This window comes from Sphingomonas sp. M6A6_1c, assembly GCF_053345135.1.
The window spans coordinates 93894-120289 of sequence record NZ_JBKEZO010000005.1 but is presented as its reverse complement, the minus strand read 5'-3'; the positions used below and the strand labels follow the sequence as shown (position 1 = coordinate 120289).

The window sequence follows — 26396 nt, the reverse complement described above, 5'->3', positions numbered from 1 at the left end:
AACACGCTATATAACGCGACATGCTAGATGTTGTGGAGGATCGTATGGAGGACGTGCTCGCTCTCGAAGGTGCGGTGATGCTGGGCAGTCGGTTGAAGCGGCTTGCCGAGCGGTTGCAGGGCGGGGCCGAGCGGATCGCCGCGGAGTGCGGGTTGCCGACGCAGCCCAGCCAGATGCCGCTGCTCACCGCGCTCTACCGACGCGGTCCGATGACCGTCGGCGATGCCGTGCAGGTGCTGGGGATCAGTCAGCCCGCGGTGACCCGCATCCTCGCGCGTCTGCTCGACCTGACCTTGGTCGAGACCAGCCGGGACGCGCGCGATCAGCGCAGCAAGATGATCGCGCTCACGCCCGCGGGGCGCGAGGCGATGGAGTTGGCGGCGACCGTATTGTGGCCGCGGCTGCGCGCCGCGGTCGACGAGGTCTGCGACGCGCCCGCGCTGCTCGGCCTCATCGCCGCGACCGAACGCGCGCTCGCCGATCGACCGTTGGAGCGGCGGCCCCATGGCGGCCTCGCGATCCGCCGCTTCACCGATGCGCTGGCGGCGGATTTCTACCGCATCAACGCCGCGTGGATCGAGGATATGTACCAGCTCGAGCAGACCGACATCGACGTGCTGCGCGAACCCCGCGCGCGGATCATCGCGCCGGGCGGCGACATCCTGTTCGTCGAGGATCCCGAACTCGGCATCGTCGGCACCTGCGCGTTGCAGAAGACCGGCGAGCGCCAGTTCGAGCTGACCAAGATGGGCGTGCTCGCGACTGCGCGCGGTCGCAAGGCCGGCGAGTTCCTGCTCGCGGCAATGATCGCGCGCGCCGATGCGCTGGGATGCGACCGGCTCTATCTGCTCAGCAACGCCAAGAGTGCCGCGGCGATCCACCTCTACGAGAAGCTCGGCTTCCGGCACGATGCGGGGATCATGGAGGAATTCGGCAGGCGCTATGCGCGCTGCAACGTCGCGATGCTTTACGTCAGGCCGACCGAGGGCTTGCCCGCGCCGCGGCCGTGATCGGGGACGGCACGGCGAACCGGAAGGTGGTCGGCCGGACGGGCAGGAGGATCAGCGACCCGCCATGCGCGAGTGCGATATGGCGAGCGAGGCTCAGGCCGATGCCGGTCCCCTCCGGCTTGGTCGTATGGAACGGCCGGAAGATCCGCGCCGCATCGTCCGGCGTGACGCCGCCGCCATTGTCCTGCACCTCGGCGACCATCTCCGTCCCGGCGTAGCGGATCGTCAGCGCCACGCGGGCATCCGGGCCGCGATCGGCGGTCGCGGCCTCTGCGGCATTCTGCAGGACCGCCCATAACGCCTGGTGCAGTTGATCGCGGTCCAACGGCCAATCGGGACCGTCCTCGATCCGCACGTCCAGCGCGACCTGCGGCCATCGTCCGGCGAACAGGCGCGCCAGATCGTCGGCGGCCCGCGACAGGGGCACGGGCGCAAGCCGCGGCGCGGGTAGGCGCGCGAGCTCGCGATAGGCTTCGGTGAACCGCTGCAACCCCTCGGCGCGCCGCGCGAGGGTGCCGAGGATCTCGCGGAGCAGCGCGGGGTCGAGGTCCGGCCGGCCGAGCGCCGCCTCCCCGCTTTCCGCCAGCGACACGATCGGCGCGAGACCGTTCAGCAGCTCGTGGCCGAGGACGTGGATCATCTCCGCCGTCGCCCGCGCTTCGGCGACACGCTCCTCCTGTTCGACGTCGATCAGCGCCGCCACCGACCGCTCGCTGGCGAGGCCGCCCAGCATCACGCGGTCGATGCGCCACTGCCTGCCCTCATGGCGCAGATGGCTGGCGTCGGCGTCGACCAGCGCCTGCGGCACCGGCAGCAGGCGGTCGTCGGTGCCGAACAGGCGTCGCGCGGCGCGGTTGAGGGCGCGCGCGCGTCCGCCGTCGATCATCACCATCGGCGTCGGCGCGGCATCCAGCACGAGGCGATCGGCCGCTCCGTCGCCGCCCGCCTCGGTCTCGTCCGCCGCGACCGGATACTGCCGCACGACCAGCCACCACGTCAGCGCGGCGAGCCAGACCGCCGCCAGCAGCGCCCCCGCCAGCGTCCCCCACAATCCCGCGCGCCAAGCGGCATCGGCCGCCATCCCGCACCCGACCAGCGCCGCCGCACAGCCGAGCGCGCGCCAGCCGCGACTATAGGCCATAGCGCGCCATCCGCCGATACAGCGCGCCGCGGCTGAGACCCAGCGCGACGGCGGCATGGGTGACGTTATGCCGATGCTCGCGCAGCGCCGCCTCGATCAGCGCGCGTTCCGCATCGGTGAGGCCGAAGCTCGCCTCGCCCGCGACGACCGGCACCGGCACCGATGGCGTCGGCTCCAGCAACGCTACGTCGATCACGCCATCGTCGGCGAGGACGACCGCCCGCTCCACCGCCAGCGCGAGCCCGCGCACCTCGTCGGCCCACGCCGTCGATCGGACGACCGCCTCGGCCGCCTGCGTCAGCCGCGCGCCCGGCTTGCCGAACCGGTCGGCGGCGATGCGCGCGAAGTGGCGCGCCAGCAGCACCGCATCCTCGCCCCGCGCGGCGAGCGGCGGCACGGCCACCTCGATCGTCGCCAGCCGCCGCCGCAGCGCGGGGATCAGCGGCGCGATCGTCTCCCCGACGGTGATGCAGGGGATCGCCGCGGAGAGATGGTCGAGCAGCATCTCCTGCTCGATCCGGTCGAGGCGATCGGCATAGCGCAGGATCACCGCCCCGCCCGCCGCACCGTCCGCCGCCGCCGCCGCCGCCACCCGGTCCCAGCGATCGTCGCGGCGCAGGTCGATGCGGGTGACCGGCGCGCCCGCCGCCGGCGACGCCGCATGGATCGCCCGCGCGACCAGGGTCCGCCCGCTGCCCGGCGGACCGGTCACCGCGATGCCGGCCGGGATCGGCGCGACGCGGCGGATCAGCGCGCGCAACGCGTGCATCGCCGCGCTCTCCCCGATCAGCGCCAGCGGCGGCTCGGCACCCGCCGCATGCGCCGGCGCGGCCGCCGCGACCGGGCGCTGCTTCATCGCCACCTCCATCTTGGCGATCAGATCGGCGTTGCGCCACGGCTTCATCAGGAAGTCGCGCGCGCCCGCCTGCATCGCCGCGACCGCGATGCGGATGCCGCTATGCGCGGTGATGACGATCACGCAGGCGGCGGGATCGTCGGCGACGATCCGGCGCAGGCAGGCCAGCCCCTCCTCCCCGTCCACCGCCCCGGCGCGAAAGTTGAGGTCGAGCAGGATCGCCGCATAGCGCCGCTGCGCGAGCCGCGACCACGCCTCCTCCGGCCCGCCCGCCGTATCGAACCGATAGCCGGCGATCCGCAGCGCGATGCCGATCGCGCGGGCGATGTCCGGATTGTCGTCGATCAGCAGGATTGACGCGTCCTGCGACCGTCCATTCGTGGACGGTGCGTCCGAAACCGGACGGTCACGCGCCGCTTGATCGTCAGAAAATCGTTCATTCATAGTGGGTTAGGCTTTCCGGCCATGATCGGCGACACTGGCGCCATGATGACCGATCAGCCGACACAAGCAACCGCTTTGCCCGGAGCCGCGATGGACCGCCGGGTGGTACGCCGCCCCGCCCGCTGGTGGCGGCGACGCGCGACGTGGATCGTGGTGGCGCTGGTCCTCGGCGCGCTCGCGCTGTGGCGCGTCCTGCCGGCGAGCGGATCGACCAACATCGCCGCCGCCGACATCGAGACCGACACGATCCGCCGCGCGCCGTTCGCCGATTACCTGCCGGTCCGCGCGACCGTCGCGCCGCGCGTCACCACGCTGGTCGGCGTCCTGTCGGGCGGGCAAGTCGAGAAGCTGCTGGTGCAGGACGGCGCGATGGTCGCCGACGGGCAGCCGCTCGCCAGCCTCGCCAACCCCTCGCTCAAGCTCGACGTGCTGACCCGCGAGGCGCAGATCGCCAGCCAGCTCGGCGGCGTGGCGGGCGAGAATCTCGGCATCGCGCGCAACCGGCTCGATCGCGCCGGACAGGTGGCGCAGGCGAATTACGACCTCATCAAGGCGCGCCGCGACCTGTCGATCCGCCAGCAGCTCCACGATCAGGGCTTCCTCTCGGACGAGGGGATCAAGGGCTATGCCGCCGAAGCCGAGTATCAGGCGAAACGGCTGGCGCAGCTGCGCTCGGGCAGCGCGGCGGAAGCGCGCATCACCGCCACGCAGGGGCAGCGGCTGGAGGATACGCGCGGCCGCCTGACCAGCAATCTGGCGGCGGTGCGCGCCGGCCTCGACGCGCTGGTCATCCGCGCGCCCGTCGCCGGCCGACTGACCAATTTCATCGTCCAGCCCGGCCAGACGCTCAAGCCCGGCGACCCCGCGGGTCAGGTCGACAGTGAGGGATCGTGGAAGCTCGAGGCCGATGTCGACGAATATTATCTCGGCCGCGTCCGCGTCGGCCAGACGGCGCGGGCCGATGCGATCCGGCTCACCGTCTCGAAGGTGCTGCCGAGCGTCAAGGACGGGCGGTTCCGCGTCGAACTGACCTTCGACGCCGCGCCTGCCGGGCTGAACCGCGGACAGACGCTCGACACCCGCATCACGTTGGGCAGCACCATTCCCGCGCTGGTCGCGCCGGTCGGCGGCTGGCTCGAATCGGGCGGCGGCGCGTCCGTCTTCGTCGTCGACGCCGATGGCGCGCATGCCCGCCGCCGCGCGATCCGCACCGGGCGGCGCAATCCCGAACAGGTCGAGATCCTCTCCGGACTCACCCCCGGCGACCGCATCGTCACCAGCAGCACCGCGTCCGTGAAGGGCGACATCCTCAACATCCGCTAGGCCGAAAGGGCAAATCCCGTGATCCGTCTCGAGAACATCCAGCGCCGCTACGTTTCCGACGACGTGGAGACCACCGCGCTCCACGACATCGACCTGCACGTCGAAGCCGGCGAATTCGTCGCCATCATGGGGCCGTCGGGCTGCGGCAAATCGACCCTGCTCAACACGCTCGGCACGGTCGACCGCCCCACCGGCGGCCGCTATCTGTTCGGCGATCGCGACCTTGCCGCGCTGGACGAAAAGGCGCTGGCGGCCTTCCGCGGGCAGACGCTCGGTTTCGTCTTCCAGAGCTTCAACCTGATCGACGAACTGACGATCGAGGAGAATGTCGCGCTCGGCCTCGCCTATCGCAGGGACGCCGGCGACCGCGCCGCGCGCGTCGCGGCGGCGATGGACAAGGTCGGCATCGCGCATCGCGCGCGCCATTACCCGCATCAATTGTCCGGCGGCCAGCAGCAGCGCGCCGCCATCGCCCGCGCGATCGTCGGCGATCCCAAACTGATCCTCGCCGACGAGCCGACCGGCAATCTCGATACCGCCAACGGCGAGCAGGTGATGAACATCCTGACCGGCCTCAACGCCGAGGGTGCGACGATCGTGATGGTCACCCATTCGCCCAGCCATGCCGACATGGCGAAGCGTCGCATCGACATGCTCGACGGCCGCATCGTCGCCTCCGCCATGCGCGCCATCTGACCTCCACCGAAAGGACCCCGACCATGCACAAATTCCTGCTGCCCGCCCTGATCGCCGGCCTCGCCACGTCGTTCGCCGGCCTCGCCACCTCGGCGATCGCCCAGTCCGGCGCCGCGCCGCGCCGCTTCGCCGTCACCGGCTTCGACGCGATCGACCTGTCCGGGTCCGATTCGATCCGCGTGCTCCCCGGCGCGACGCTATCGGTGGTCGCCGACGGCGATCCGCGCGCGGTCGCCGCGCTGGCCATCGACGTGCGCGACGGCACGCTGCGCGTCGGCCGCAAACCCGGCAATTGGCGCGACCAGGGCGCCCGGATCACCGTGACGCTGCCGCGATTGCGGGCAGCACGCATCTTGGGCTCGGGCGACATCCGCGTCGGCGCGGTCGCCGGTCGCGACTTCACCGGCAGCATCTCGGGATCGGGCACGCTGGCCGTCACCGATCTCGACGCCGAGACCGCGCGGTTCGCGCTGCCGGGATCGGGGACGATCACCGCCGCGGGGCGTGCGACGCAGGTCGCCATCGCACTCGACGGGTCGGGACGGATCGACACGCGCGCGCTCGCGACGCCCGCGGTGCGCGTGACGATGGGCGGCGCGGGCACGATCGCCGCCACCGCGACCCGCACCGCCGACATCGCCGCGAGCGGCTCGGGCAGCATCCGCGTTGCCGGCGGCGCGACGTGCGCGGTCCGCAACAGCGGCGCCGCCAGCGTCCGCTGCGGCTGACGCGACGCGCCGGATCGCCGCGATGCCCCGCGCCCCTTCGCATATCCGCGCCCGCGACCTCATCGCCGCCCTGCTGGCGGCGGGAGTCGCCATCGTGCTGCTCGCCGGCTTCCGCGTCGACGCGGCGCGGGTCGCGGTGCGCGGGTCGATCACCGCCTTCGGCCACGCCGGGCACCTCGCGATCGATATCGGCCGCGACGGTCATGCCCGCATCCTTGCCGGGATCGCGCCCGTCCGCCTGTCCCTGCCCCCTCTTGCTGTGACGGACCCTTCGTGATGAACCGTTTCGCCTTGCTGTCGCTGTACCGCTCGCTCACCCGTCACAAGCTCTATGCCGCGCTCAACATCGGCGGGCTGGCGGTCGGGATCGCCGTCTTCCTCGTCCTCGGCCTCTACGTGCGGTTCGAGACGAGCTACGAAAAGTGGCTGCCCGATCACGACAAGATCTATCTGGTCGAGACGGTGTGGAATCTCCCGGGCAATCCATACAATGGCCCGGCACCCGAGACGATGGGCGGCCTGCTCGACCAGTTGCGCGCGGATTTTCCAAACGTTGTCGGCACCCGGTTATCGGGCGGTCGGGGTGGCGGAAGCGTTCTGCGCGGCGGGATCGCGACGAGCGAGGACGTGGCACAGGTTGACCCAAGCTTCTTCGACGTCTTCGACCTGCCGATGATGCGTGGCAATGGCCGTGCAGGCCTGTCGACGCCGACCGGCACGCTCATCAGCGAAAGCCTGGCAAAGAAATATTTCGGCAGCAGCGATCCCGTCGGACAGTCGATGACGATCGTCGGCGAAGTGCCGGTGCAATATCGCGTCAACGGTGTGTTCCGCGATCTGCCGAAGAACAGCGAACAGCAGATATCGATCCTGATCCCGCTGCCCCGCACCGGGCATCCGTCGCAGTGGACGCATTGGGGCAGCACGTCGCTGGCGACCTTTCTGCGGTTCGACACGCCTGCGGCGGCGCGTGCGTTCGAGCAGAAGATGCCGACGTTCGTCAAGCGGCACGCCAGCAACGACATGGGGCCGAAGGCGTCCGATGCGATCGGCATCGGGCTGCTTCCGCTGACCGAGGCGCATCTGACCCAGGACATGGGGGAGGGATCGCGGCTGACGGTGGTGACGCTGGGTCTCGTGGGGCTACTGACGCTGCTGATCGCGGTGGTCAATTACGTCAATCTCGCCACCGCGCGGGCCGGCCTGCGCGCGCGGGAAGTCGCGATGCGCAAGGTGCTAGGCGCCGACCGCACGATGCTGATCCGCCAGTTCCTGGGCGAGGCGGTATTGACCGTCGCCATCGCCGCGCTGCTCGGGCTGATCCTTGCCGAGTTGGGATTGCCGCTGGTCAATGCGGCGGGCGGCCTGTCGCTGACCGTCCCCTATGCCGTCGTTGTGCCGGCGCTGGCGGCGCTGGTGCTGGTCACTGGCGTGGCGGCGGGTTTCTATCCGGCGGTGTTGCTGGCGCGCTTCCCCGCCGCAGCGGTGCTCGCCTCTGCGCGGTCGCCGGGCGGCGGCCGCGCGGGGACGCGGACGCGCGAGGCACTGGTCGTCTTCCAGTTCGGCCTCGCCATCGCGTTCATGATCGGCACCGCGGTGCTGGTCGCCCAGACCCGCTATGTACGGCAGGCGGACCTTGGGTTCCAACGACGTGGACTGCTCGTGGTCAGTGGTCTGTCCAGCGACCTGATCGGCCCGGCCCGCGCGCGCGCGATGCTCGCCGCGTTCCGTCGCCTGCCCGGCGTCGCCGCGGTCGGCATCTCGAACAGCGCGGTCGGCGGCAGCGGCAGTTCCAGCAGCGACAACGTGCCACTGCCCGGCGTCGCCGGCTCCGGCCCGATGCTGAACTGGGTTGACGTCGGGCGCGGGTTCTTCACCGCGCATGACGTCGTACCCGTCGCCGGGCGCCTGTTCGACGATGCGCATCGCGCCGACGATCACGGCAAGATCGCCAAGGGCGCAGCAGCGAACATCATCATCACGCGCAAGGCGGTGGACACCTTGGGGTTTCGCAGCCCGCAGGATGCGATCGGCAAGACCGTCGGTGGGAGCGTTCCGCGCACGATCATCGGCGTCGTCCCCGACCTGCGCTTCAAGTCGCCGCGCGATCCGATCATGGCGACCTATTATTTCTATACGCCCGATGCACCGTCGTTCGTTACCGTCGCGTCGCTGCGAGTGACCGGCGATCCGCGCGAGGTGCTCGCCCGGGTACGTGCGGTGTGGCAGCGGATGGCGCCGCAGGTGCCGTTCGCCGGCAAGACCGCCGACGAACGGCTCGGCCGCTTTTACGAAGCCGACGACCGTGCCACCCGCCTGTTCGGCATCGGCGCCGGGCTGGCCGTCCTGATCGGCTGCGTCGGGCTGTGGGGACTCGCCTCGTTCAACACGTCCCGCCGGGTGCGCGAGATCGGCATCCGCAAGACGCTCGGCGCCTCCTCGACCGACATCGTCAAGCTGCTCGTCGGGCAGTTCCTCCGGCCGGTCCTGATCGCCAATCTCGTCGCCTGGCCGCTCGCCTACGTCGCGATGCGGACCTGGCTGGCCGGGTTCGACGACCGCATCGCGCTCTCGCCGCTGTATTTCCTCGGCGCGAGCCTGCTCGCCACGGCCATCGCGGTGCTGACCGTCCTCGGCCAGTCGCTGCGCGCCAGCCGCGCCGCCCCCGCCTGGGCCTTGCGCCATGACTAGCAAGACGATCGCCGCGCTCGCGGCGCTGTGCCTCTCCGGCGCGGCGCCGGCCGAAACGCTGCGCGACGCCATCGTCGCGGCTTATGCCACCAACCCGCAGCTCGCCGCCGCGCAGGCGCGGCAGGACGCGCTGGCGGAGGCGCCGGAGCAGGCGCGCGCCGCCGGGCGGCTGACGGTGGCGGCGGACGGAGCGGCCGGCTACAGCCGCTTCGACTATGGCAGGGGCGGCAGCGGCAGCGTGACCGCCAGCCTGCCGATCTGGACCGGCGGCCGCGTGTCGTCCGCCGTCCGGGCCGCCTCGGGCGACGTCGCGGCGGGCGCCGAAGGCGTGCGCGATACGCAGGCGGCGGTGCTGGAGACGGTCGTCGGCGCCTATGCCGATCTGCTCTACGCGCAGGAGGCGGTGGGCGTCGCGCGAGCCGACATCGCGTTGCTCGACACGCAGGTCGCCGAGGCGCGGTCGCGCTTCGGGCTCGGGCAGGCGACCCGCACCGACGTCGCGCAGGTCGAGGCGCAGCGCGAATCCGCCGCCTCGACGCTCGCCGATGCGGAGGGGACGGCGGCGGCGATCGCCGCGACCTATCGCGCGACGGTCGGCCACGGCCCCGGCGTGCTCGATGCCGATCCGGCGGCGCCGGCGATGCTTCCGGCGACGCTCGACGTGGCGCGGCGTCGCGCCGCCGCGGCCAATCCGGTCGTCCGCCAGCAGCAACTGGCCGCCGGTGCGGATGCCGCGCGCATCGCGCAACAGCGGGCCGAGCGGAACCCCTATGTCGGGCTGGGCGGCACCTATGGCTATGCCGCCGGCGCGGGTCGCTCGGGCTATGCCGATGCCGCGGTCGCCGGCGTCACCTTGCGCGTGCCGCTGCTCACCGGCGGCCTGGTCGCGTCGCGCATCCGCCAGGCGGAGGCGATCTATCGCGCCGATCGCTTCGCGATCGATGCGGTGCAGCGCGATGCGGCGCGGCTGGCGGAAACGGCCTGGGCGACCCTCGCCGCCGCGCAGACCCGCGCCCAGGCCAACGCCCGCCGCGTCGCCGCGGCCGAATTGGCGCTGAAGGGCGTCAGGGCCGAGTATTCCTTCTCGCTCAGGACGACATTGGACATCCTCATAGCCGACGAAACCCTCCGCTCCGCCCAACTCGCGCTGGCGCGCAGCCGTAGCGACGTGCTGATCGGACAAGCGGCGTTGCTGCGCGCTACCGGCCAATTGGGGCGGGATAGTTATTGATCGGGCGATCTGCGTGGCTCGACGAGCCGATACGGCGGGAGCCCAATGCGATCGTGGCGGAGACGGAGGGATTCGAACCCTCGGTACGGTTTCCCGTACGACGCTTTAGCAAAGCGTTGGTTTCAGCCACTCACCCACGTCTCCGGATGCGGCAGAGTGGGCGCTATAGCGGCGGTGTGCGGGCGGATCAACCGCGCTTGGCCGCGCGATCGGACGTAATTTCGCGGCATCCCGCCATTCGTTCATTGCCCGGCAAGCGCGACGATGGTTAACCTCGCGCGCGTCGGGTTGTCCGAGGGGGTTGGCATGCGTGTGTTCGGATTTTCCATAGCGGCGGCAAGCCTGCTGGCGGCGAGTGCGCCGGCGCAGGTGACGACGATCGATCCCAATCGCGCGATCGACGGCGATCTCGCCACCTCCGCGCCAGCGCGCGCGCGCACCCCCGCCCAACCGGCCCCGCGCCGCGCCGATTCCCCGGTCGAGCAAGGCGACACGCCGCAGCCGGGCTTCGCACAGCCGGCTCCGCAGGCCGCGGCCGTGCCGGAGGAGGCGCGGGTCGAGGCGGTCAACCGCGCCGCCGACACCTATCAGCGGGACGACCTGCTCGCCGCGGGCGAGGGCGTGTTCGGCAAGGGCGCGGCGGGGCTCGCCGGCCTGCTGGAAAAGGTGCTCAAGGAACAGGGCCAGCCCAACGCCTATATCGCCGGGCGCGAGGCGGCCGGCGCGTTCATCGTCGGGCTGCGCTACGGTTCGGGGATCATGAGCCACAAGGTCGAGGGGCAGCAGCCGGTCTATTGGACCGGTCCGTCGATCGGTTTCGACGCCGGCGGCGACGCCAACAAGGTGTTCGTGCTGGTCTACAATCTCTACGACACCGCGGATCTGTTCCACCGTTTCCCGGCGGCCGAAGGGCGACTATATTTCGTCGGCGGCTTCGCCGCGACCTATCTACGCCGCGGCAATATCGTGCTGATCCCGATCCGGCTCGGCGTCGGTTATCGTGCCGGCGTCAACGTCGGTTATATGAAGATCACGCGCAAGGCGCGCTGGATGCCCTTCTGACGCGGCGCGGCGGCCAGCGGCTCAGACCTCCAGCCGCCAGCCGATCGTCTCGCCGGCCATGAACGGCACAACCGCGGTATCGCCCGCGCCGATCCGATCCGGGACGGTGACGGGCGCGCGGACCAGCGTCACCGTGCCGCTGTTGAGCGGCAGTCCGTAGAAGCGGGCGCCATGTTCCGAGGCGAAGCCCTCGAACCGGTCGAGCGCATCCTCTTCGTCGAAGACGCGGGCATAGGCCTCCAGCGCATAAGGCGCATTGAAGATGCCGGCGCAGCCGCAGCCCGATTCCTTCGCGCCGACGACATGCGGCGCGCTGTCGGTGCCGAGGAAGAAGCGCGGGCTGCCCGACACCGCCGCACGCCGCACCGCCAGCCGATGCGATTCGCGCTTGGCTACGGGGAGGCAATACGCGTGCGGGCGCAGGCCGCCGTCGAAGATCGCGTTGCGGTTGATCAGCAGATGTTGCGGCGTGATCGTCGCGGCGATCGGATGCGCCGCTTCGGCGACGAACGCCGCCGCCTCGGCGGTGGTGATATGTTCGAGCACGATCTTGAGCGCAGGATAGTCGCGCGTCAGCGGCGTCAGCACGCGCTCGACGAACACCGCCTCGCGATCGAAGATATCGATGCTGCGATCGGTGACCTCGCCGTGGATCAACAGCGGCATGCCGATCCGCTGCAACGTCTCGAGCACGGTCGTCAGCTGCCGGATGTCGGTGACGCCATGTGCCGAATTCGTCGTCGCATGCGCGGGATATAATTTGCACGCCGCGAACAGGCCGGCGGCATAGCCCTCCGCGATCATCCCGGCATCGGCATCGTCGGTGAGGTAGCAGGTCATCAGCGGCGTGAAGTCCGCCCCCTCGCCCAACGCCGCCATGATCCGCGCGCGATACGCCGCCGCCGCCGCCAGATCGGTCACCGGCGGCGTCAGATTGGGCATGATGATCGCACGCGCGAACTGCCGCGCGGTGTGCTGCGCGACCGCTGCGAGCATCGCGCCATCGCGCAGGTGGACGTGCCAGTCGTCGGGGCGGCGGATGGTCAGGCGATCGGTCATCCCCCCTCCCTATCGGCGGCGGACCGGGCCCGCCAGCTTGATGACGCCCGATCGGACACTAGGTAGGACGGATGAACACCACCCTCCCCGATCGCGCGCTCGTCCGGCTCGGCGGCGATGACGTCCGCGGCTTTCTCCAGGGGCTGGTCACCAACGACGTGATCGCAGCGCTTCCCGTGTGGACGGCGCTGCTCACGCCGCAGGGCAAGGCCTTGTTCGACTTCATCGTCTGGGCGGACGGCGACAATTTGCTGCTCGATGCCGAGGCAGCGCAGGCCGATGCGCTGATCCGCCGGCTCGGCCTCTACCGGCTACGCCGGGCGATCACCATCGCGCGCGACGACGGCCTTGCGGTCCATTGGTCGCGCGAACCGGGTCAGGGCGTGCCCGACCCGCGTCTCACGCAACTCGGCTGGCGCTGGATCGCGCCCGAGTCCGCCGCAGCCTCGGGCTGGCACGCCCATCGCCTGTCGCTCGGCGTGGTCGAAGGCGTCGGCGAGCTCGGCGAGACCTTGTGGCTCGAATGCAACGCCCGCGAACTCAACGGCGTCAGCTTCACCAAGGGCTGCTATATCGGCCAGGAGAATACCGCGCGGATGCACCATCGCGCCAAGGTCAACCGCCGCCTGGTCGTCGCACCCTTGGGCGAACCGGGGGATCGCACCCGCGCCACCTATCCCGACCTCGGCCTGATGGTCGAGCACCGCCGGGTCGAGGCGATCGGCGATGCGCTGCGCCCCGACTGGCTGGCCGCAGCGCTCGCCGAGGATCAGCGCCCGACCGCGGTATAAGCGAAGCCTGCCCCCTCGACGTCGTCGCGGCGATAGACGTTGCGCAGGTCGACCAGCACCGGCGCCGCCATGATCGACGCCAGCTTGGGCAGGTCGAGCGCACGGAACGCATCCCATTCCGTCACGATCACCACCGCATCGGCGCCGGTCGCCGCCTCATAGGCGTCCTTGCAATAATTCAGCTCCGGCATCATCCGCCGCGCCGGCTCGGTCCCCTCGGGATCATAGGCGCGTACCGTCACGCCGGCATCGTTCAGCGCCTGCGCGATCGCGATCGACGGTGCGTCGCGCATGTCGTCGGTATTGGGCTTGAAGGTCAGGCCGAGCAGCGCCACCGTCTTGCCCTTGGGACTGCCGCCCAGCGCGTGCAGCACCTTGCGGCCCATCGCACGCTTGCGGCTGTCGTTCACCTTCACCACCGCCTCGACGATATGGACCGGGCTTTCGAAATCCTCGGCGGTCTTGAGCAGCGCGAGCGTATCCTTGGGGAAGCACGATCCGCCATAACCCGGACCGGCATGGAGGAATTTGGCACCGATGCGATTGTCGAGGCCGATGCCGCGGCTGACGTCCTGGACGTTCGCGCCCACCGCCTCGCAGAGATCGGCGATCTCGTTGATGAAGGTGATCTTGGTCGCGAGAAAGGCGTTCGCCGCATATTTTATCAGCTCGGACGTGCGGCGCCCGGTGAACAGGATCGGCGATTCGTTGAGGTAGAGCGGCCGATAGACGCCGCGCATCACCTTGCGCGCCGCCTCGTCGTCGGTGCCGATGACGATCCGGTCGGGACGCTTGAAGTCGCCGATCGCCGCGCCCTCGCGCAGGAATTCGGGGTTGGAGACGACCGCCACCGCAATGTCGGGCCGCTTCTCGCGCAGGATCGCCTCGACCTTGTCGCCGGTGCCGACGGGCACGGTCGATTTGGTGACGACGACGGTCGGACCGGTTACCGCGGCGGCGATCTCTTCGGTCGCCGCGAAGACGTAGCTGAGGTCGGCATGGCCATCGCCGCGACGCGACGGCGTGCCCACCGCGATGAAGATCGCATCCGCCCCCGCGACCGACGCGGCGAGATCGGTGGTGAAGGTCAATCGCCCGGCCGCGACGTTGGTCGCCACCAGCGCGTCGAGCCCCGGCTCGTAGATCGGCATCCGCCCCGCCTCGAGCGCGGCGATCTTGCCTTCGTCCTTGTCGACGCAGATCACGTCATGGCCGAAATCGGCGAAACAGGCCCCCGATACCAGGCCGACATAGCCCGAACCGATCATCGTGATGCGCATCGATTACCCTCTTGGCGGATGGAGAACGCTCTCTAGCCGAACAGGACACGAATGCCAGCCTGTGCCGGTGGAGCGATCCGGGGGCGGCGCCGGGCCCGCACATACAAAAAGGGAGGCCGGCTTGCGCCGACCTCCCGATTTGCATTCCAACGGTAGGAGCTGGTCTTACTGACCGGCGCCCGGGCCGTAGGTGACTTCCACGCGACGGTTCTGCACTTCGCGAACACCATCGGCGGTGTCGACGCGCGGACGGCTCTCACCGAACGCTTCCGTCGAGATGACACCGGCGGGGATGGCGTGCGACGTGAGATACGCCTTCACCGAGTCCGCGCGGCGCTGCGACAGGCCGACGTTGTACTTGGCCGAACCCGACTTATCGGCGTGACCGGCCAGCATGACCTGCGCGTTACCGCAGCTCTGGTACTGGCTGACGGCGTTGTCGAGGATCGACGCGGCCTCAGGCGTAACGTCCGACTTGTCCCATTCGAAGAACACGATGAACGGACCAGGCGAGCAGACCGGAGCCTCTGCAACCGGCGCCGGGGGCGGCGGGGGCGGCGGGGGCGGGGGCGGCGGGGGCGGCGGCGGCGGCGGGGTCGGCGAACCGAAGTTGTACGTCACGCCACCGAGGATGCTGTGCGAACGATAACGACCTTCGAACTGACGGTTCGTCACGTCGACCAGCTTGACGTTGTCGGCGTTGAAGAAACGATACTTCAGCGTCGCGTCGATATGGTCGGTCAGCGGAGCGCGGACGCCGGCGAGACCCTGCCATGCGAACACGGTGTCGGAATCGTCGACGAAGTTGCCTCGGTTGTTGAGGCCGTAGTTCGCCTTGACGCGAGCCACACCGACACCGCCGCCGACGAAGCCCTGGATGCCGTCATCGTCGCCGAAGTCGAGCAGGCCGTTCAGCATGAAGCTGAGCGCCGAGGTCTTGCCACCGGCATAGTCATAGGTGCCCTGCGGAACCGAGCTCAATGCCCCGTTCGCGGCGTAAGCCGGAGTCCGAAGCGTCGAGCTGTAGCCGTCGACGGTCGCCGAACGGTAACCGACTTCGGTTTCGACGCGGAACCCGCCGAAATCGTAACCGATGACGCCATCGACGTCATAGCCGTAATTGTGGTCGACCGTGGCCGCCTTGGAGGTAGCACCGATGTCATAATCGATGTCTTCGACGATCATCGCGCCGCCTTCGACGCCAACGTACCACGACTTGTCGCGGGCGAGGGCGGGAGTGGCGAGCGCGGTGGATGCCAGTGCCAGTACGACGGCAAGCTTCCGCATAGGAGTCCCCTTTCTTGAGTGTCACTACGGACAGGGCAAACTCACTATCCGACGGTTGGTTTCCACGCAAGAATGCAAAAGCTCAGACCTGTTGCAAGGATGACACACCCGATTTCATCCCGCGATCAGACCATGTTGGCGCAAAGCATTGAGAATCCCCGTCAATGTTTTGCGCGCCACCGCATCCACGACGGTGCCGCCATCGGGATCGGCGATCGCGCCGCCGCGCGAACCGACGACGGCGACGCCGCCGATCACGATCCGTCCGGCGACCACGTCGCCGTCGTGCCAGCGGCCGTCACGATAGACAATCGGTTGACCGGACATCGAGTTCCACACGGCGAACCCGTCGACGGGAACGACGAACCGCCAGCCGCCACCCGTCCAGCCGGCGAGCGCATCCCGATGCCCCGCCCAGGCGTCGGTCGGTGCGGGGCCGACGATCCAGCATTGCCCCGGTTGCGGCGCAGTCGGCGGCGTGTTGCCGCCGATGCCCGCCACCGCCGGCTGCACCAGCATGTCGAGCCGCGTCAGCGCCTCGTTGTGCGTCACCTCCTTGCCGGTTTGCCCGGCGGCGAGCAACGGCAGCGCCAGCCGCGCGCTGATCTGATCGGTCATCGTCATCCTCCATCCGAAAGGGAAATACGTGCCGGCTGCGACGCCACCAGCGTACCCTGCTGGACGATCGCGATCGTCGTGCCGGCCGGCGGTCGCTCGCCGGCGGCAAAGCGCAGATACGGCGCCGCCGTCTCGACCACCCGCCGCGTGCCGTCCGCCGCAGTGACCGTCAGCCGATAGGCCTCCGCCTCCTCGACCAGCGGCGCGTCGACGCCGTCGGACCACGCCCAGCCGGCCCGGCTGCGTCGCGTCCAGCGGATCGCCAGCCCGCCATCCCCCTGCGTCTCAGCGACGGCATGGACCGGCGCGGGCGGCGCCACCGACGCGCCGGTGATCGCCACCGTGGTTTCCGCCGGCCCGTCGGCATCGCCCACCCCGCTGGCGAGCAGACGCAGCCGTCGTCCGATCGCCGCCACCGGCAGGTCGATCGTCGCGACCGCCCCCGGCTCGATCAGGACGAACCGGTCGCCGGCGGCTTGCGTGCCGATCGCCGCCTCGGTGCCGCGCAGCCCGCGATAGAGACCGGTCAACGCCCAGCGGCCCTCCCCCAGCGGCGCCGCGCGCTCGAACTGGATGAGCTCGTCGCCGAGCAGCGCCAGGTTGTCGCCACGCGCCAGGCTCGTCGCATCGGCGTCGCCCAGCGTCATGTCGCCCCGCCGCAGCACCACCACCATCCGGCTGCGTCGATCGGTGAGCAGCGCCGACGCCGCCGCCGGCGGGATTTCGATCCGGCCGATCGTCGCGGGCGCCGCGGTTGCCCCCGCCGCGGTCCAGCTCGCCCCGTCGTCGAGGCTGTAGAGCAGCGCCGCCTGCCGCCACCCCGCCCCCTCGCCGGTCGCGAACACGCTCACCCGCGGCGCGCTCAGCGGCACCTCGCCGAGCCCCGGCAGCTCCGCCGCGATCAGCCAAGTCCGGCCGATCGGCCGGTCGGGCGCCGCCGCCACCCGCCCGCTGCTCGCGCTCGCCACCGCCGGCATCGCGCCGAGCGGCACCAGGGTCAGCGTCGTCATCATCCCCGACACGCTGCTCGCCGCGACCCGCCAGCGTCCCGCCTCGTCGGCGAGTGCGACGATCGCGCCCGGCGCGATGCCGAGCCCCTCGACCCCCAGCACCACCTCCCGCCGCGTCCGCTCGACCTCGCCGCGCGCGACCAGCGCCGCCGCAACCCCCTTCGCGGTCGCCGCCGCGACCACCGCGGGCAGCTCGACCCGGTCGATCCGCTCGCCGGCGCCGGGGCGACGGACGCGCTGGACGCCGATCTGATAGTCGCGCGCCGGGTCGTGATGTGCCACCGCCACCTCGCGCGGGACGCTCGCCAGCGCCGCCACCGTCTGCCGCCGCCGTGCCGTCCGCCCGCTCGCCGCCATGCCCGCATCCGCGACCAACAGCGCGGTGCCGCTATCGCCCTGCCGCACCAGTTGCGCGCCCGCGGTCCGCCACCAGCCGCTGTCCAGCATCGCCAGCGTATCGAGCACCCCGCGCACGCTCGCCCCCGACGCCGCAAAGCCGTCGAGCGCCAGCCCGCCGCCCGCCACCACCTCGGGCGCGAGCGCCGCGGCGATCGCGCCGCATCCCACCGCCGCGGCATCCGCGACCAGCTCGAAGGTCAGCGACGGGATGCGATTGCCGAAAGCGCCGAGCTGCATCCCCTCGAACACCGCATAAGCGATCCCGCGATAGGCCGGCGTCGTCCCCATCGCCGAGGCGATCAGCGGATCGACCGGCTGATCCTCGCTCCCCAAGTGCAGGCGGAACCCGGTCTGGCTCTTCCAGTCGCCGGCCGCACCGCGCAGCAGCTTGCCCTCTGCCCAGATCCGCCGCACCGCCAGGATCGGCCGTGCCGACAGCGCCACCGCGAAGCTCGCCGAATAGGCGTAGCTGTTGGTCCCCGGCTGCCCCTTGCCGCCGCGCTGGCTGCTGCGCGTCTCGATCAGATCGGTCGACCAGATCACCGTGCCGGCGACCCGCATCGTCCCGAAGATCTTGGGCAGCGCCGTGCCGTAGCTCGACGTCTGCACCGCCAGTTCGGTCAGCCGCGGCCCCTCGCGCGCCGCGCCGCGGAACAGCCGCCCGTCGATCGCCTGCCCGAGGATCGCCCCGACCGCGCCGCCGATCGGCCCGCCGACCATCTGCCCGACCGTGCTCAGCACCAGCGTCGCCATCAGCCCCTCCCCTCGTATCGCCAGACCCCCAGCAGCGGCCAGTCCGGCACGCCGGGCCGCGCGACCACCCGCCGCAAGCCCGCATCGGCATGGACGATGCCCTCGGCCGTCCGCACCGCGCCATGCAGCTGCCCCGGCCCGACCCGGAACAGCAGCACGTCACCCGCCGCGCTGCCGTCGCCCCGTGCCAGCGCCGCATCGAACCGTGCGATCACCGCGGCGGGATCGCCGCCCCGCAACGCATATCCGCTCGGCACGTCGCCGGCCAAGCCCGCGCCGCGCAACGCCGCCGCGATCACCCCGATACAATCGAAGCCATGCGCCGCCTCGCGTCCGTGCAGCCGGAACGGCGCGCCCACCAAGGCCGAAGCGACCTGCGCGACGCGCTCACCCACCGGGATAGCGGGTCAGCAGGTCGACCCCCGGCAGATGCGGTTCGCCGCGGAAGTTCGCCGCATTGCCGAACCGCGCCGTGCAGGTCGCAAAGCTCTTGTCGCACCCCTCGACCAGTTCCACCAACGCCCCCGCCGCCACCGCAAAGGCCGGTGCGGCGCGCAGCGTCACGCTCGTCCCGGCGGACAGGTCGATCGCCTGCACCAGCCCGCCGTTCGCGCCGCCGAACCAGCGCAACACCCCGCCCGCATAGGCCCCGGCCACCGGCTCCGCGGCATCCAGCGTCACCACCCGGTCGGCGACCGCCACCACGCGCGCGAACCGCCGCCGCCCCGCCATCGCGACGCGGCAGCGCCGGTCGCCCAGCTCGGCGCGGCATTCCGCCGACGTCTCCTCCACCACCGGCCGGTCGAGCGCCGCGCTCGCCCCCGCCAGTTCGGCGGTGAAGCCGTCCTCGCCCAGCTCGACCGCACCGATCCGCCCCTCGCCCAGCTCGGCGACGAGCGCCCCCGTCTCCCAGTCGACCGCGAACAGCCGCACCCGCGCCCCGTCCCAGCGCCCGGCGAGCAGGTCCGCCTCGCCGATCGCCGCGCTGGTCAGGCTGCCGCGCACGTCCATCGTATCCGCCTCCAGCCCCGCCGAGCGTTCGATCGCCGACGGCACCATCCCCGGTGCGGCGCGGTGCACCAGCCCGTCGATGACGAGATCGCGGTCGTGCGTGGTCAGCCCGATCGCCACGCCGTCGCGCCGCTCGATCCGCCAGCAGAAGGCGACGCACGACAGCGCGCTCATGCCCGCACCTCGATGAGCGGGACCGACACCGCCTCGCCGGCGAGGAAGGTCGCGCGGCTCACCCGCAACCGGTCCTCGGCGAAGCGGACGACGACGTCGAAGGCAAAGCTCGCACGCACCACCGCCCCCGCCGCCGGCGCGGTATCGAGCAGCACCACGCCCCCCGCCTCAAGCACGAAGCCCTGCGTCGCGACGCCATCCACCGCGACGCGCACGCTGCCCGCCACCGGCCGCACGATCCGCCGCGTCGCCGCATCATAACGTTTGACCAGGGCGAACCGCCGCCGCACCCCGTCGCCGCTGCCGAGCGGCGCGTCGGTTGCGCCCGCATCGAACGGATCGCGCAACCGGAACGCACGCGCCGGCCCCATCCGCGCGCGGAAGAAGGCGAGCAGCGTCGCGATATCCGCCTCGCTGCGCACCCCCGGCCCGACATCGTAGCTCGTCCGCGCCTCGGCCCAGCCGGCGTTGCGCTGCTCGGCGCCGCCCGCCGCGGTCAGGATCGTCGTCGCAAAGCCCGGGATCACCGCCGCCTCGCGCCCCAGCGCGATTGGGAACAGCACGTCGTCATAATCCTGCACGTCATCCTCCCCCTCGAAATGGACGAAGCCGTCGCGCATCACCTGCGGCAGCGCCCACAGCACCGCCGCCGCGACGCCGCGCGTTCGCGCCGCCAGCGCCGCCGCCTCGATCAGCGGCCAATGCACCGCCGCCTGGTCGCCGCGCAGCACGAACCCGGCGAGATAATGCTGCCGCGCCGGCGGATAGCCGAGCCGCGCCTGCACCGTGGCAACGCCGCGCGCGGTCGCGGCGCCGTCCCCCGCAGTGACCCAGTCGTAATCCTCGAGCTGCAGCACATCGAACGCCGGCGCCGCCCAGCCGGGCGGCATGTTGGCGCGCTTCAGCTCGGGCGCCGCGGGGTCGAGCACCGTCGGCAGATAGGTGAGCAGATGGCTCCGGCACCCCGGAAACGCCGTCTTCACCGCCGCGACCAGCGCCGCGGTCGACGCCGCCAGCGCCGTCCCGGCGCGATCCAGCGTCGCGCGCTGCGCCGCATCCAGCGCCCCGCGGACCGAGGGAATCGCCACCGGCGCGAACGCCGCCACCGCCGCCGCGTCGTAAAGGCACGGCCGCCCGTCCGCCATCGTCCACCACCACGGCTCGCCGACCTGGAACATCGGCGCCAGCCCCGCGCCGACGCCGATCGCGACGAACGCCGCCGCGACCTGCCGCAGGTATCCCATCGCCCCGTCGTGCGACGGCGACAGCAGGGTCGACGGCGGCACCCAGCCGGTCTGCGCCGGTGCGCCGTCGGCGGCACGCTGCTTCCAGTCGTTCCAGCAATGCGCGTCGAGCAATTCGTAGCTCAGCGACCAGATGACATCGTAGCCGAACATCTCGGCGCGGGCGGCGAAATCGCGATGCCACGCGGCGCAGGCGACATTGAGCACCCCGCCGCTCAGCCCGACGTAGAAGCCGCCGTACAGCGCATCGAGCCGGAAATAATGGCTCATCCCGACGTAATGCGTGATCGTGCCGCGATACCCCAGATGCAGCGCATTGCGCAGCAACCGCGCCGGGGTGAGATTGTAGCTGTCGTCATAGCCGCTCGCGATGGCGAAGCCGTGCTCTGGCATGACCGCGTCGCCGATCGCCAGCACCGCCCCCGGCCCGTCGCAGGCGATGCCGGTCAGCTCGACCCAGCCCTCCCGCGCCGTGGGCAGCGCCGCGGCGCTGCCATCATACTCCGGCGCGACCAGCGACACGAACAGCCGGTCGACATCCCCCGCCCACACCGGCTGCGCCTCGTCGGGCAAGCGGAACCCGCCCGACAGCCGCGCGAAATCGAGTGTGACGACCGCATCCTCGCGCGTCCCCACCGCATAATTCCACAGCCTGACATACCAGGCCCGCGCCACCCCCGCGGCATCGCGCCCCTCGATCGTCAGCGTCGGCCCGTTGACCGCATCCAGCGCCTTGATCCCCGCCGAGCGCCAGCGGAACCGCAACCGGCAGCCGCGGAAATCGCGATCGGTCTCATAGCGCAGCAACGGATGATCGAACCGGTCCTCCGCCTCCCAGATCAGCCCGGCGAGATCGGCGCGCGTATGGAAGACCGCATCGACCCGCATCGCATCCGCCGCGGGATTGGTCACCGCCGCCATCATCGGCCGCGGGAAATTGACCGTCCAGAACCGCGGATCGAACCGCGAGACGACCCCCTCCGCCTGCTGCTCCCGCCGGGAGCACAGCCAATACGCCATATCGGATCTCCCCTGTGCCGGCGGTGGACAGCCCCCGCCCCTCCGTCATCCCGGCGCAGGCCGGGACCCATGGCCGCGCAACACCCACGACGGCGCGCCACACCCCATGTCCCCCAACCATAGGTCCCGGCTTCCGCCGGGATGACGAAAGAGGGGTGAAGGCAGCGCGCCGCAACGACCACCCTCTTCGCGCCTTCGCGTCTTCGCGCGAACAAACCCTATGCGCCTCCCCCCGAACGCGCCCGCGCCGCCTCACCCCTCCAGCGCCGCGCGCACCGCTCGCGCGACCTGCCGGCTCGACCGTTCCATCGCCGCCGGCGCTTCCCCCGCCCCGGCCTGCACGTGGATCGTCACCCGCACGTCGCGCGCGCCCGCCGCCGGTGCCGCCTCGACCCGGCCGCTCGCGGTCGGTACGAACAGCTCGGCAACATATCCTGACAGTCAAGTTTATCCCGAGTGCTCGTCCCAGTGACAAAGCGCTACTGCACTTTGTCACTGGGACGAGCGCAACCGCCGAAGGCGGACGTCGGAGAACTCGACGGTTGCCGATCTTTGCAGGCAGTGATTGCCCTCGGTGCCCGCCCGACCATCCGCCGTTCATTAGCTCAGAAACGGGCTTGCACTATCACGGAAGCTTTGTAACGCAGTCCGTGCGGCACGGTATATCCCGTCCGTGGGGCGTGGAAACCCCGCCAATCGCTAGGTCCGGTCGAGCATTTCGGCCGGGCGGCTGTCGCGCATGTCCAAGGCTTGCCCAAAGGCGGCAGCGCCTTGTCCTAGCGCGGGGTTTCCAACGCCCGGCTTACGCCGGGCCGTCTCTGAATTGCCGGAGGCGTGACGTCGATGAACATTGATGTTTCAAGTGATACCTTTAAAACGCAGCTCAATGATGCCGTCATCTTGCTTAAAAATTTCAGTCAATCAAATGACCTTACTATCAGTGCAGCCATTGCCATTATTATGGCAGCGGCTAGCCATGAGGGCGGCTTTGACGCCATTATCACCATGGATCAGGTATCCACGGCTATATCTTTGGATACTAAGAATAGTTTCCCAAAAAGCAGGCAGCAACGACGATGGGAAACAAAGCACGCGTCTAAGCGCGTGATTGGAAATATGCTCATAGAACAATTTCCGGAAATTTTTACGTTTGACCCGTTACTGTTTTCATATCCTGAAGATTGATTCTGTTTTTACACCCTGCTTTTCGTCATGGCGTAGATGGAGGCTGCCTCTTGGGAGAGTCGCTAGCCCCGACCGCCTTCCGTTCATATGGTCGAGCAGGATATTCGAACTCTTGCTAGTGGGTGGAAACCGGCCCGGCTGATTTCGGGCGGCAATCAGCGTAAGCAGCCGTTCGTTCAGCTAAATAGGCAGCGGGCTAGGCGGCCAGTAGTTGGAAGATTATGGCCCGACTACTTGCGGCGGCTCCGATGACGTGAGCCGACACTGGTTCATGTCGAACGGCGGGTGGCAGCCCACCCGCGGGTTGATCATCGATCCGCACAGCTTGCCGATACGGTAGCAGACATTCTTACACCGGCTTCCGACACCTGTGAGCCTGCAAAAAGTCGTGCATCGGCCTAGAGCGTCAAAACCGTCCGGTTGTGACACCAATTGACCCAATTGCGGTCGTTTAGCGACACATCTCGGCGCGCCGAGAGCAGACATTCGTTAATCGTCATCATTGGACGGAATTGGGATGTTAAGGGGCAGCGGGAGTATGTGGGTTACCCTTGCTAAGAGACGTGATAGGTAAGGCTAGATGCGTGTCCTGCTCACCATGTTTGCATGTCTAATGCTGGTCGTATCCGCATGGAGCGGTGCGGCGCAGGCTGCGGACTTTGAGTGCGCCGAAATGTCGGATCAGACAGCGCTGCACGTTGCAGGCAATTGTGACGAGGTGCCGGCAGACGCTGACCGAGGTTATCCGCATTGCCACACCGGTTGCCATGGACACCATGTCGCGACACCGTTTCTCGCGCAGGCACCCAGTCTGTCTAGCGCCACCGCGGTTGTTTTCGTCCCCGCCGGGTCGGTGGTGATCTCTGGACATCGCAGCGACCCGCATTTGAGACCCCCACAAGCCTGACGTCGCCGATCGGGCACTCGCGCCCGACTCATCCCCGTCAGGAGCATTTCGAATGAAACGCATCATTGCGGCCGTTCTGGCCGCAGGCGTCTGCGCACCGTCGGTGCAGGCGCAGACCGCCGCATCGTCGGCGACCGAACCCGGACTGACCCTCGACGATGCGCTTGCCGCAGCCGGCGCGAGTTCGCCGTTGATCGAGGCATCGCGATTGGGGGTCAGCGCCGCAGAAGCGCAGCGAACCGCGGCCGGACTGCGACCCAACCCCTCGTTCGACGCGATGGCCGAGAACGTCGCAGGCACCGGCCCCTACACCGGGCTGCGCTCGTCCGAGACGACGGTCGGTTTCTCGCTGCCGCTCGAACTGGGCGGGAAGCGTTCCGCTAGAGTGGCCGTCGCCGACGCGCAGCTCGGCCGCGCATCGCTGCAGGGTGCCATCGCGCAAGCCGATCTGCGACAGCGCGTCGTGCAGTCCTACAACGACGCGAGCGCGGCACGACACCGAGCCATGATCGCACGGGAGCAGGTCGGCATCGCCGCCGAAGTGCTGCGGGCAGCGCGGGTGCGCGTCCGGGCCGGTCGCGCCTCGCCGCTAGAGGAGCAGCGCGCCGACGTCGCGCGGCTCAATGCCGAGGGCACCGCCGAACGGGCGGACCGCTCGGCGGGAGTCACACTCGACAATCTCGGTCGGCTGATCGGACGACCCGTCACGGGGCTCGACGCAGCGTGGTTCGGCCGGGTCGAAGGCGTGGGCCCGGTCATTCCGATCCGTTCGGCCGGCACGTTGGCTATCGTCGCGGCGCAGGCCGATCTCACGACCGCCACGGCGCAGGTGCGGCTAGCCCGGAGCCAGCGCATTCCGGACGTCACCGTCAGCGCGGCGGCGCGAAGGCTCGAGGCGAGCAACGACATGGCAGGGGTGTTCAGCGTTTCGATCCCGCTGCCGCTTTTCAACAGCGGCCGCGCCTCCCTCGATTTAGCCACCGCGCAGCGCCAGCAGGCGGACGCCAACCGGCGGCAGGCTGTTCTCGATGCCGAACAGATGATCGCCTCGGCCGCCGTCGACGCCGCGAACGCGGCGACCACGGCCCGGAACGCCACGGGGCCCACGCTTGCCGCTGCGCAAGAAGCGGCCCGCATCGCGCGGATCGGCTACCGCGAGGGCAAGTTCGGCCAGCTTGACCTGCTCGAGGCCGAGCGCACGCTCACCGAGACCCGGACGGCGGCGATCGACGCGCTCGCCCAATATCATGACGCACAGGCCCGGCTGGAACGGCTCACCGCCCCGGCGCCAGCGCACGCGGAGTATCAACGATGAAGACGATGACCAGCAGCGTGCTCCTGTCGGCACTGATGCCGCTCGCACTCGCCGCATGCGGCGGCGGCGGCCCTGAGAACAAGACCGACGCCATGGCCGGCATGGGGGGCATGGAGAAGGGAGAGGCCGGCGCGAAGGCGGACACGGATACGGTGGTGCTGACTGCACGCCAGATCGCCGACGCCGGCATCGAGGTGTCGGCGCCGATGGTCGGCGGCGGGGCCGGCGCGATCGAACTACCCGGGATCGTCCAAGGCGACCCGCAGGGCGTGCAGGTCGTGTCGGCCACGATCGGCGGGCGCCTCGTCTCGCTGACGCGGAACCTCGGCCAGAGCGTGGGACGCGGCGACGCGCTCGCGGTGATCGAGAGCCGCGAGGCCGCATCGCTGAAGGCCGAGGTCGAGGCCGCGCGCGCCCGCGCCGCGCTCGCGCAGTCCAACCTGCGGCGTGAGCAGCGGCTGTTCGCCGAGCGCGTCTCGCCCGAGCAGGATCTGATCGCCGCGCGGACCGTCGCGACGGAAGCGGGCATCGCGCTCCGACTTGCCCAGCAGCAGCTCGGTGCCACCGGTGGCGGCGGCGGTGCGTTGAACCGGATCGCGATGCGATCGCCCATTTCGGGCCAGGTGATCGCGCGACCCGCGGTGCTCGGTCAGACGGTCGACGCGAATGCGGAGCTCTACCGCGTCGCCGACCTCTCGAGAGTGACCGTGACGGCGTCGCTGTCGCCGACGGATGCCGGCCGCGTCCGACCCGGGACGCGCGTCGAGGTGACGGCGGCCGGTCGACGACAGGAGGGTCGCGTGAGCTTCGTCTCCCCGATCCTCGACGAGACCACGCGGCTCGTCCAGGTGATCGCCACGCTCGACAATTCGGGTGGAACGTGGCGCGTGGGCGAGCCGGTCACCGCCTCGCTGATCCTGCCGAGCAGCGGAGGCGCCAGCGTATCAGTGCCGTCGACCGCGATCCAGTCTGTTGAGAACAGGGCCGTCGTCTTCGTGCGCACGGTCACCGGCTTCCGCGCCGTCCCCGTGACGACCGGTCGGCCCGATGGCGACAGGGTGGTCGTCACGTCCGGCCTGTCCGGCAAGGAGCGGATCGCCACCACGAACTCGTTCACGCTCAAGGCCGAACTCGGCAAGGGCGGCGAGATGGAGATGTGAT

At 70.1% G+C, this 26396-nt stretch carries 22 protein-coding genes, 1 tRNA gene and 1 pseudogene; 12 read left to right on the top strand and 12 right to left on the bottom strand.

Translation table 11 applies throughout. The features are described 5' to 3' along the window. The first annotated feature begins 20 nt into the window (after nucleotides 1–20). The gene (locus tag ACLBWH_RS11685) at nucleotides 21–1010 is read left to right on the top strand and encodes a bifunctional helix-turn-helix transcriptional regulator/GNAT family N-acetyltransferase (protein ID WP_447798993.1); all 990 of its coding nucleotides are present in this window, start codon (nucleotides 21–23) and stop codon (nucleotides 1008–1010) included. On the opposite strand, the gene ACLBWH_RS11680 is transcribed toward ACLBWH_RS11685, so the two are convergent. Continuing rightward, nucleotides 973–2151 carry a sensor histidine kinase gene (locus ACLBWH_RS11680; RefSeq protein WP_447798991.1) on the bottom strand — a complete coding sequence of 393 codons (1179 nt, stop codon included), beginning with the start codon at nucleotides 2149–2151 and terminating at the stop codon, nucleotides 973–975. The two genes, ACLBWH_RS11685 and ACLBWH_RS11680, sit on opposite strands and share 38 nt — an antisense overlap. Then, nucleotides 2141–3451: a sigma-54-dependent transcriptional regulator gene (locus ACLBWH_RS11675; RefSeq protein ID WP_447798989.1), complete on the bottom strand. Its 1311-nt coding sequence runs from the start codon at nucleotides 3449–3451 to the stop codon at nucleotides 2141–2143. Before ACLBWH_RS11675 ends, ACLBWH_RS11680 begins: the two co-directional genes overlap by 11 nt. 42 nt (nucleotides 3452–3493) lie before the next feature. Between ACLBWH_RS11675 and ACLBWH_RS11670 the strand changes: the two genes are divergently transcribed. From ACLBWH_RS11670 to ACLBWH_RS11645, 6 genes are read left to right on the top strand one after another with little or no spacing between them, the layout of a single operon-like run. After that, the gene (locus ACLBWH_RS11670; protein ID WP_447798987.1) at nucleotides 3494–4774 is read left to right on the top strand and encodes an efflux RND transporter periplasmic adaptor subunit; all 1281 of its coding nucleotides are present in this window, start codon (nucleotides 3494–3496) and stop codon (nucleotides 4772–4774) included. A gap of 18 nt (nucleotides 4775–4792) precedes the next feature. Next, nucleotides 4793–5470, top strand: a complete 678-nt coding sequence (locus ACLBWH_RS11665; protein ID WP_322849984.1) for an ABC transporter ATP-binding protein — start codon at nucleotides 4793–4795, stop codon at nucleotides 5468–5470. Between the two features lie 23 nt (nucleotides 5471–5493). Beyond that, nucleotides 5494–6198 (top strand): head GIN domain-containing protein, encoded by a 705-nt coding sequence (locus ACLBWH_RS11660; protein WP_447798985.1) that lies wholly within the window; start codon nucleotides 5494–5496, stop codon nucleotides 6196–6198. Nucleotides 6199–6220: 22 nt separating this feature from the next. Next, entirely contained in the window at nucleotides 6221–6475 is a 255-nt protein-coding gene (locus ACLBWH_RS11655; RefSeq protein ID WP_447798983.1) for a hypothetical protein, read from the top strand. Continuing rightward, nucleotides 6475–8889, top strand: coding sequence for an ABC transporter permease (locus tag ACLBWH_RS11650; protein ID WP_447798982.1), 2415 nt, complete (start codon nucleotides 6475–6477; stop codon nucleotides 8887–8889). The genes ACLBWH_RS11655 and ACLBWH_RS11650 overlap by 1 nt, the downstream gene beginning before the upstream one ends. Beyond that, nucleotides 8882–10120: a TolC family outer membrane protein gene (locus ACLBWH_RS11645; protein WP_447798980.1), complete on the top strand. Its 1239-nt coding sequence runs from the start codon at nucleotides 8882–8884 to the stop codon at nucleotides 10118–10120. Before ACLBWH_RS11650 ends, ACLBWH_RS11645 begins: the two co-directional genes overlap by 8 nt. A gap of 54 nt (nucleotides 10121–10174) precedes the next feature. Here the strand turns inward: ACLBWH_RS11645 and ACLBWH_RS11640 are convergent. Further along, nucleotides 10175–10264 (bottom strand) — tRNA-Ser (locus tag ACLBWH_RS11640). Between the two features lie 162 nt (nucleotides 10265–10426). On the opposite strand from ACLBWH_RS11640, the gene ACLBWH_RS11635 reads away from it, so the two are divergent. Further along, a complete protein-coding gene (locus tag ACLBWH_RS11635) occupies nucleotides 10427–11182 on the top strand; it encodes a DUF1134 domain-containing protein (RefSeq protein ID WP_447798978.1) in 756 nt (251 codons plus the stop codon). Nucleotides 11183–11203: 21 nt separating this feature from the next. Here the strand turns inward: ACLBWH_RS11635 and pyrC are convergent, their stop codons facing one another. Continuing rightward, nucleotides 11204–12241 carry a dihydroorotase gene (gene pyrC, locus ACLBWH_RS11630; RefSeq protein WP_447798977.1) on the bottom strand — a complete coding sequence of 346 codons (1038 nt, stop codon included), beginning with the start codon at nucleotides 12239–12241 and terminating at the stop codon, nucleotides 11204–11206. Nucleotides 12242–12312: 71 nt separating this feature from the next. Here pyrC and ygfZ point away from each other — a divergent pair, with 71 nt between their 5' ends. Next, the gene (ygfZ, locus tag ACLBWH_RS11625) at nucleotides 12313–13032 is read left to right on the top strand and encodes a CAF17-like 4Fe-4S cluster assembly/insertion protein YgfZ (protein WP_447798975.1); all 720 of its coding nucleotides are present in this window, start codon (nucleotides 12313–12315) and stop codon (nucleotides 13030–13032) included. On the opposite strand, the gene ACLBWH_RS11620 is transcribed toward ygfZ, so the two are convergent. From ACLBWH_RS11620 to ACLBWH_RS11585, 8 genes and pseudogenes are all read right to left on the bottom strand, one after another. Then, the gene (locus ACLBWH_RS11620; protein WP_447798974.1) at nucleotides 13011–14312 is read right to left on the bottom strand and encodes a UDP-glucose dehydrogenase family protein; all 1302 of its coding nucleotides are present in this window, start codon (nucleotides 14310–14312) and stop codon (nucleotides 13011–13013) included. The genes ygfZ and ACLBWH_RS11620 overlap by 22 nt on opposite strands. Nucleotides 14313–14477: 165 nt before the next feature. Beyond that, on the bottom strand, nucleotides 14478–15599 hold the full coding sequence (locus ACLBWH_RS11615) for an OmpA family protein (RefSeq protein ID WP_447798972.1): 1122 nt from the start codon (nucleotides 15597–15599) through the stop codon (nucleotides 14478–14480). A gap of 114 nt (nucleotides 15600–15713) precedes the next feature. Then, complete coding sequence (locus tag ACLBWH_RS11610) at nucleotides 15714–16217, bottom strand: DUF2793 domain-containing protein (protein ID WP_447798971.1); 504 nt, start codon at nucleotides 16215–16217, stop codon at nucleotides 15714–15716. A gap of 2 nt (nucleotides 16218–16219) precedes the next feature. Continuing rightward, the gene (locus ACLBWH_RS11605) at nucleotides 16220–18379 is read right to left on the bottom strand and encodes a GTA baseplate fiber-binding domain-containing protein (protein WP_447798969.1); all 2160 of its coding nucleotides are present in this window, start codon (nucleotides 18377–18379) and stop codon (nucleotides 16220–16222) included. Next, nucleotides 18379–18774 (bottom strand): peptidoglycan endopeptidase, encoded by a 396-nt coding sequence (locus tag ACLBWH_RS11600; RefSeq protein WP_447798967.1) that lies wholly within the window; start codon nucleotides 18772–18774, stop codon nucleotides 18379–18381. Before ACLBWH_RS11600 ends, ACLBWH_RS11605 begins: the two co-directional genes overlap by 1 nt. Then, entirely contained in the window at nucleotides 18767–19564 is a 798-nt protein-coding gene (locus tag ACLBWH_RS11595) for a DUF2163 domain-containing protein (protein ID WP_447798966.1), read from the bottom strand. The genes ACLBWH_RS11600 and ACLBWH_RS11595 overlap by 8 nt, the downstream gene beginning before the upstream one ends. Beyond that, nucleotides 19561–21828, bottom strand: a complete 2268-nt coding sequence (locus ACLBWH_RS11590; protein ID WP_447798965.1) for a phage distal tail protein, Rcc01695 family — start codon at nucleotides 21826–21828, stop codon at nucleotides 19561–19563. Before ACLBWH_RS11590 ends, ACLBWH_RS11595 begins: the two co-directional genes overlap by 4 nt. Before the next feature lie 252 nt (nucleotides 21829–22080). Next, nucleotides 22081–22251, bottom strand: a pseudogene (locus ACLBWH_RS11585) (tail tape measure protein); the annotation flags it as partial. 420 nt (nucleotides 22252–22671) lie between these two features. Between ACLBWH_RS11585 and ACLBWH_RS11580 the strand changes: the two are divergent. The 3 genes from ACLBWH_RS11580 to ACLBWH_RS11570 all read left to right on the top strand — a co-directional run bounded on the left by ACLBWH_RS11580 (nucleotide 22672) and on the right by ACLBWH_RS11570 (nucleotide 26395). Then, on the top strand, nucleotides 22672–23013 hold the full coding sequence (locus ACLBWH_RS11580; protein ID WP_447798963.1) for a hypothetical protein: 342 nt from the start codon (nucleotides 22672–22674) through the stop codon (nucleotides 23011–23013). A gap of 959 nt (nucleotides 23014–23972) precedes the next feature. Continuing rightward, entirely contained in the window at nucleotides 23973–25235 is a 1263-nt protein-coding gene (locus ACLBWH_RS11575; protein ID WP_447798961.1) for a TolC family protein, read from the top strand. A gap of 5 nt (nucleotides 25236–25240) precedes the next feature. Next, the gene (locus ACLBWH_RS11570) at nucleotides 25241–26395 is read left to right on the top strand and encodes an efflux RND transporter periplasmic adaptor subunit (RefSeq protein ID WP_447799435.1); all 1155 of its coding nucleotides are present in this window, start codon (nucleotides 25241–25243) and stop codon (nucleotides 26393–26395) included. Nucleotide 26396 lies beyond the last annotated feature (1 nt).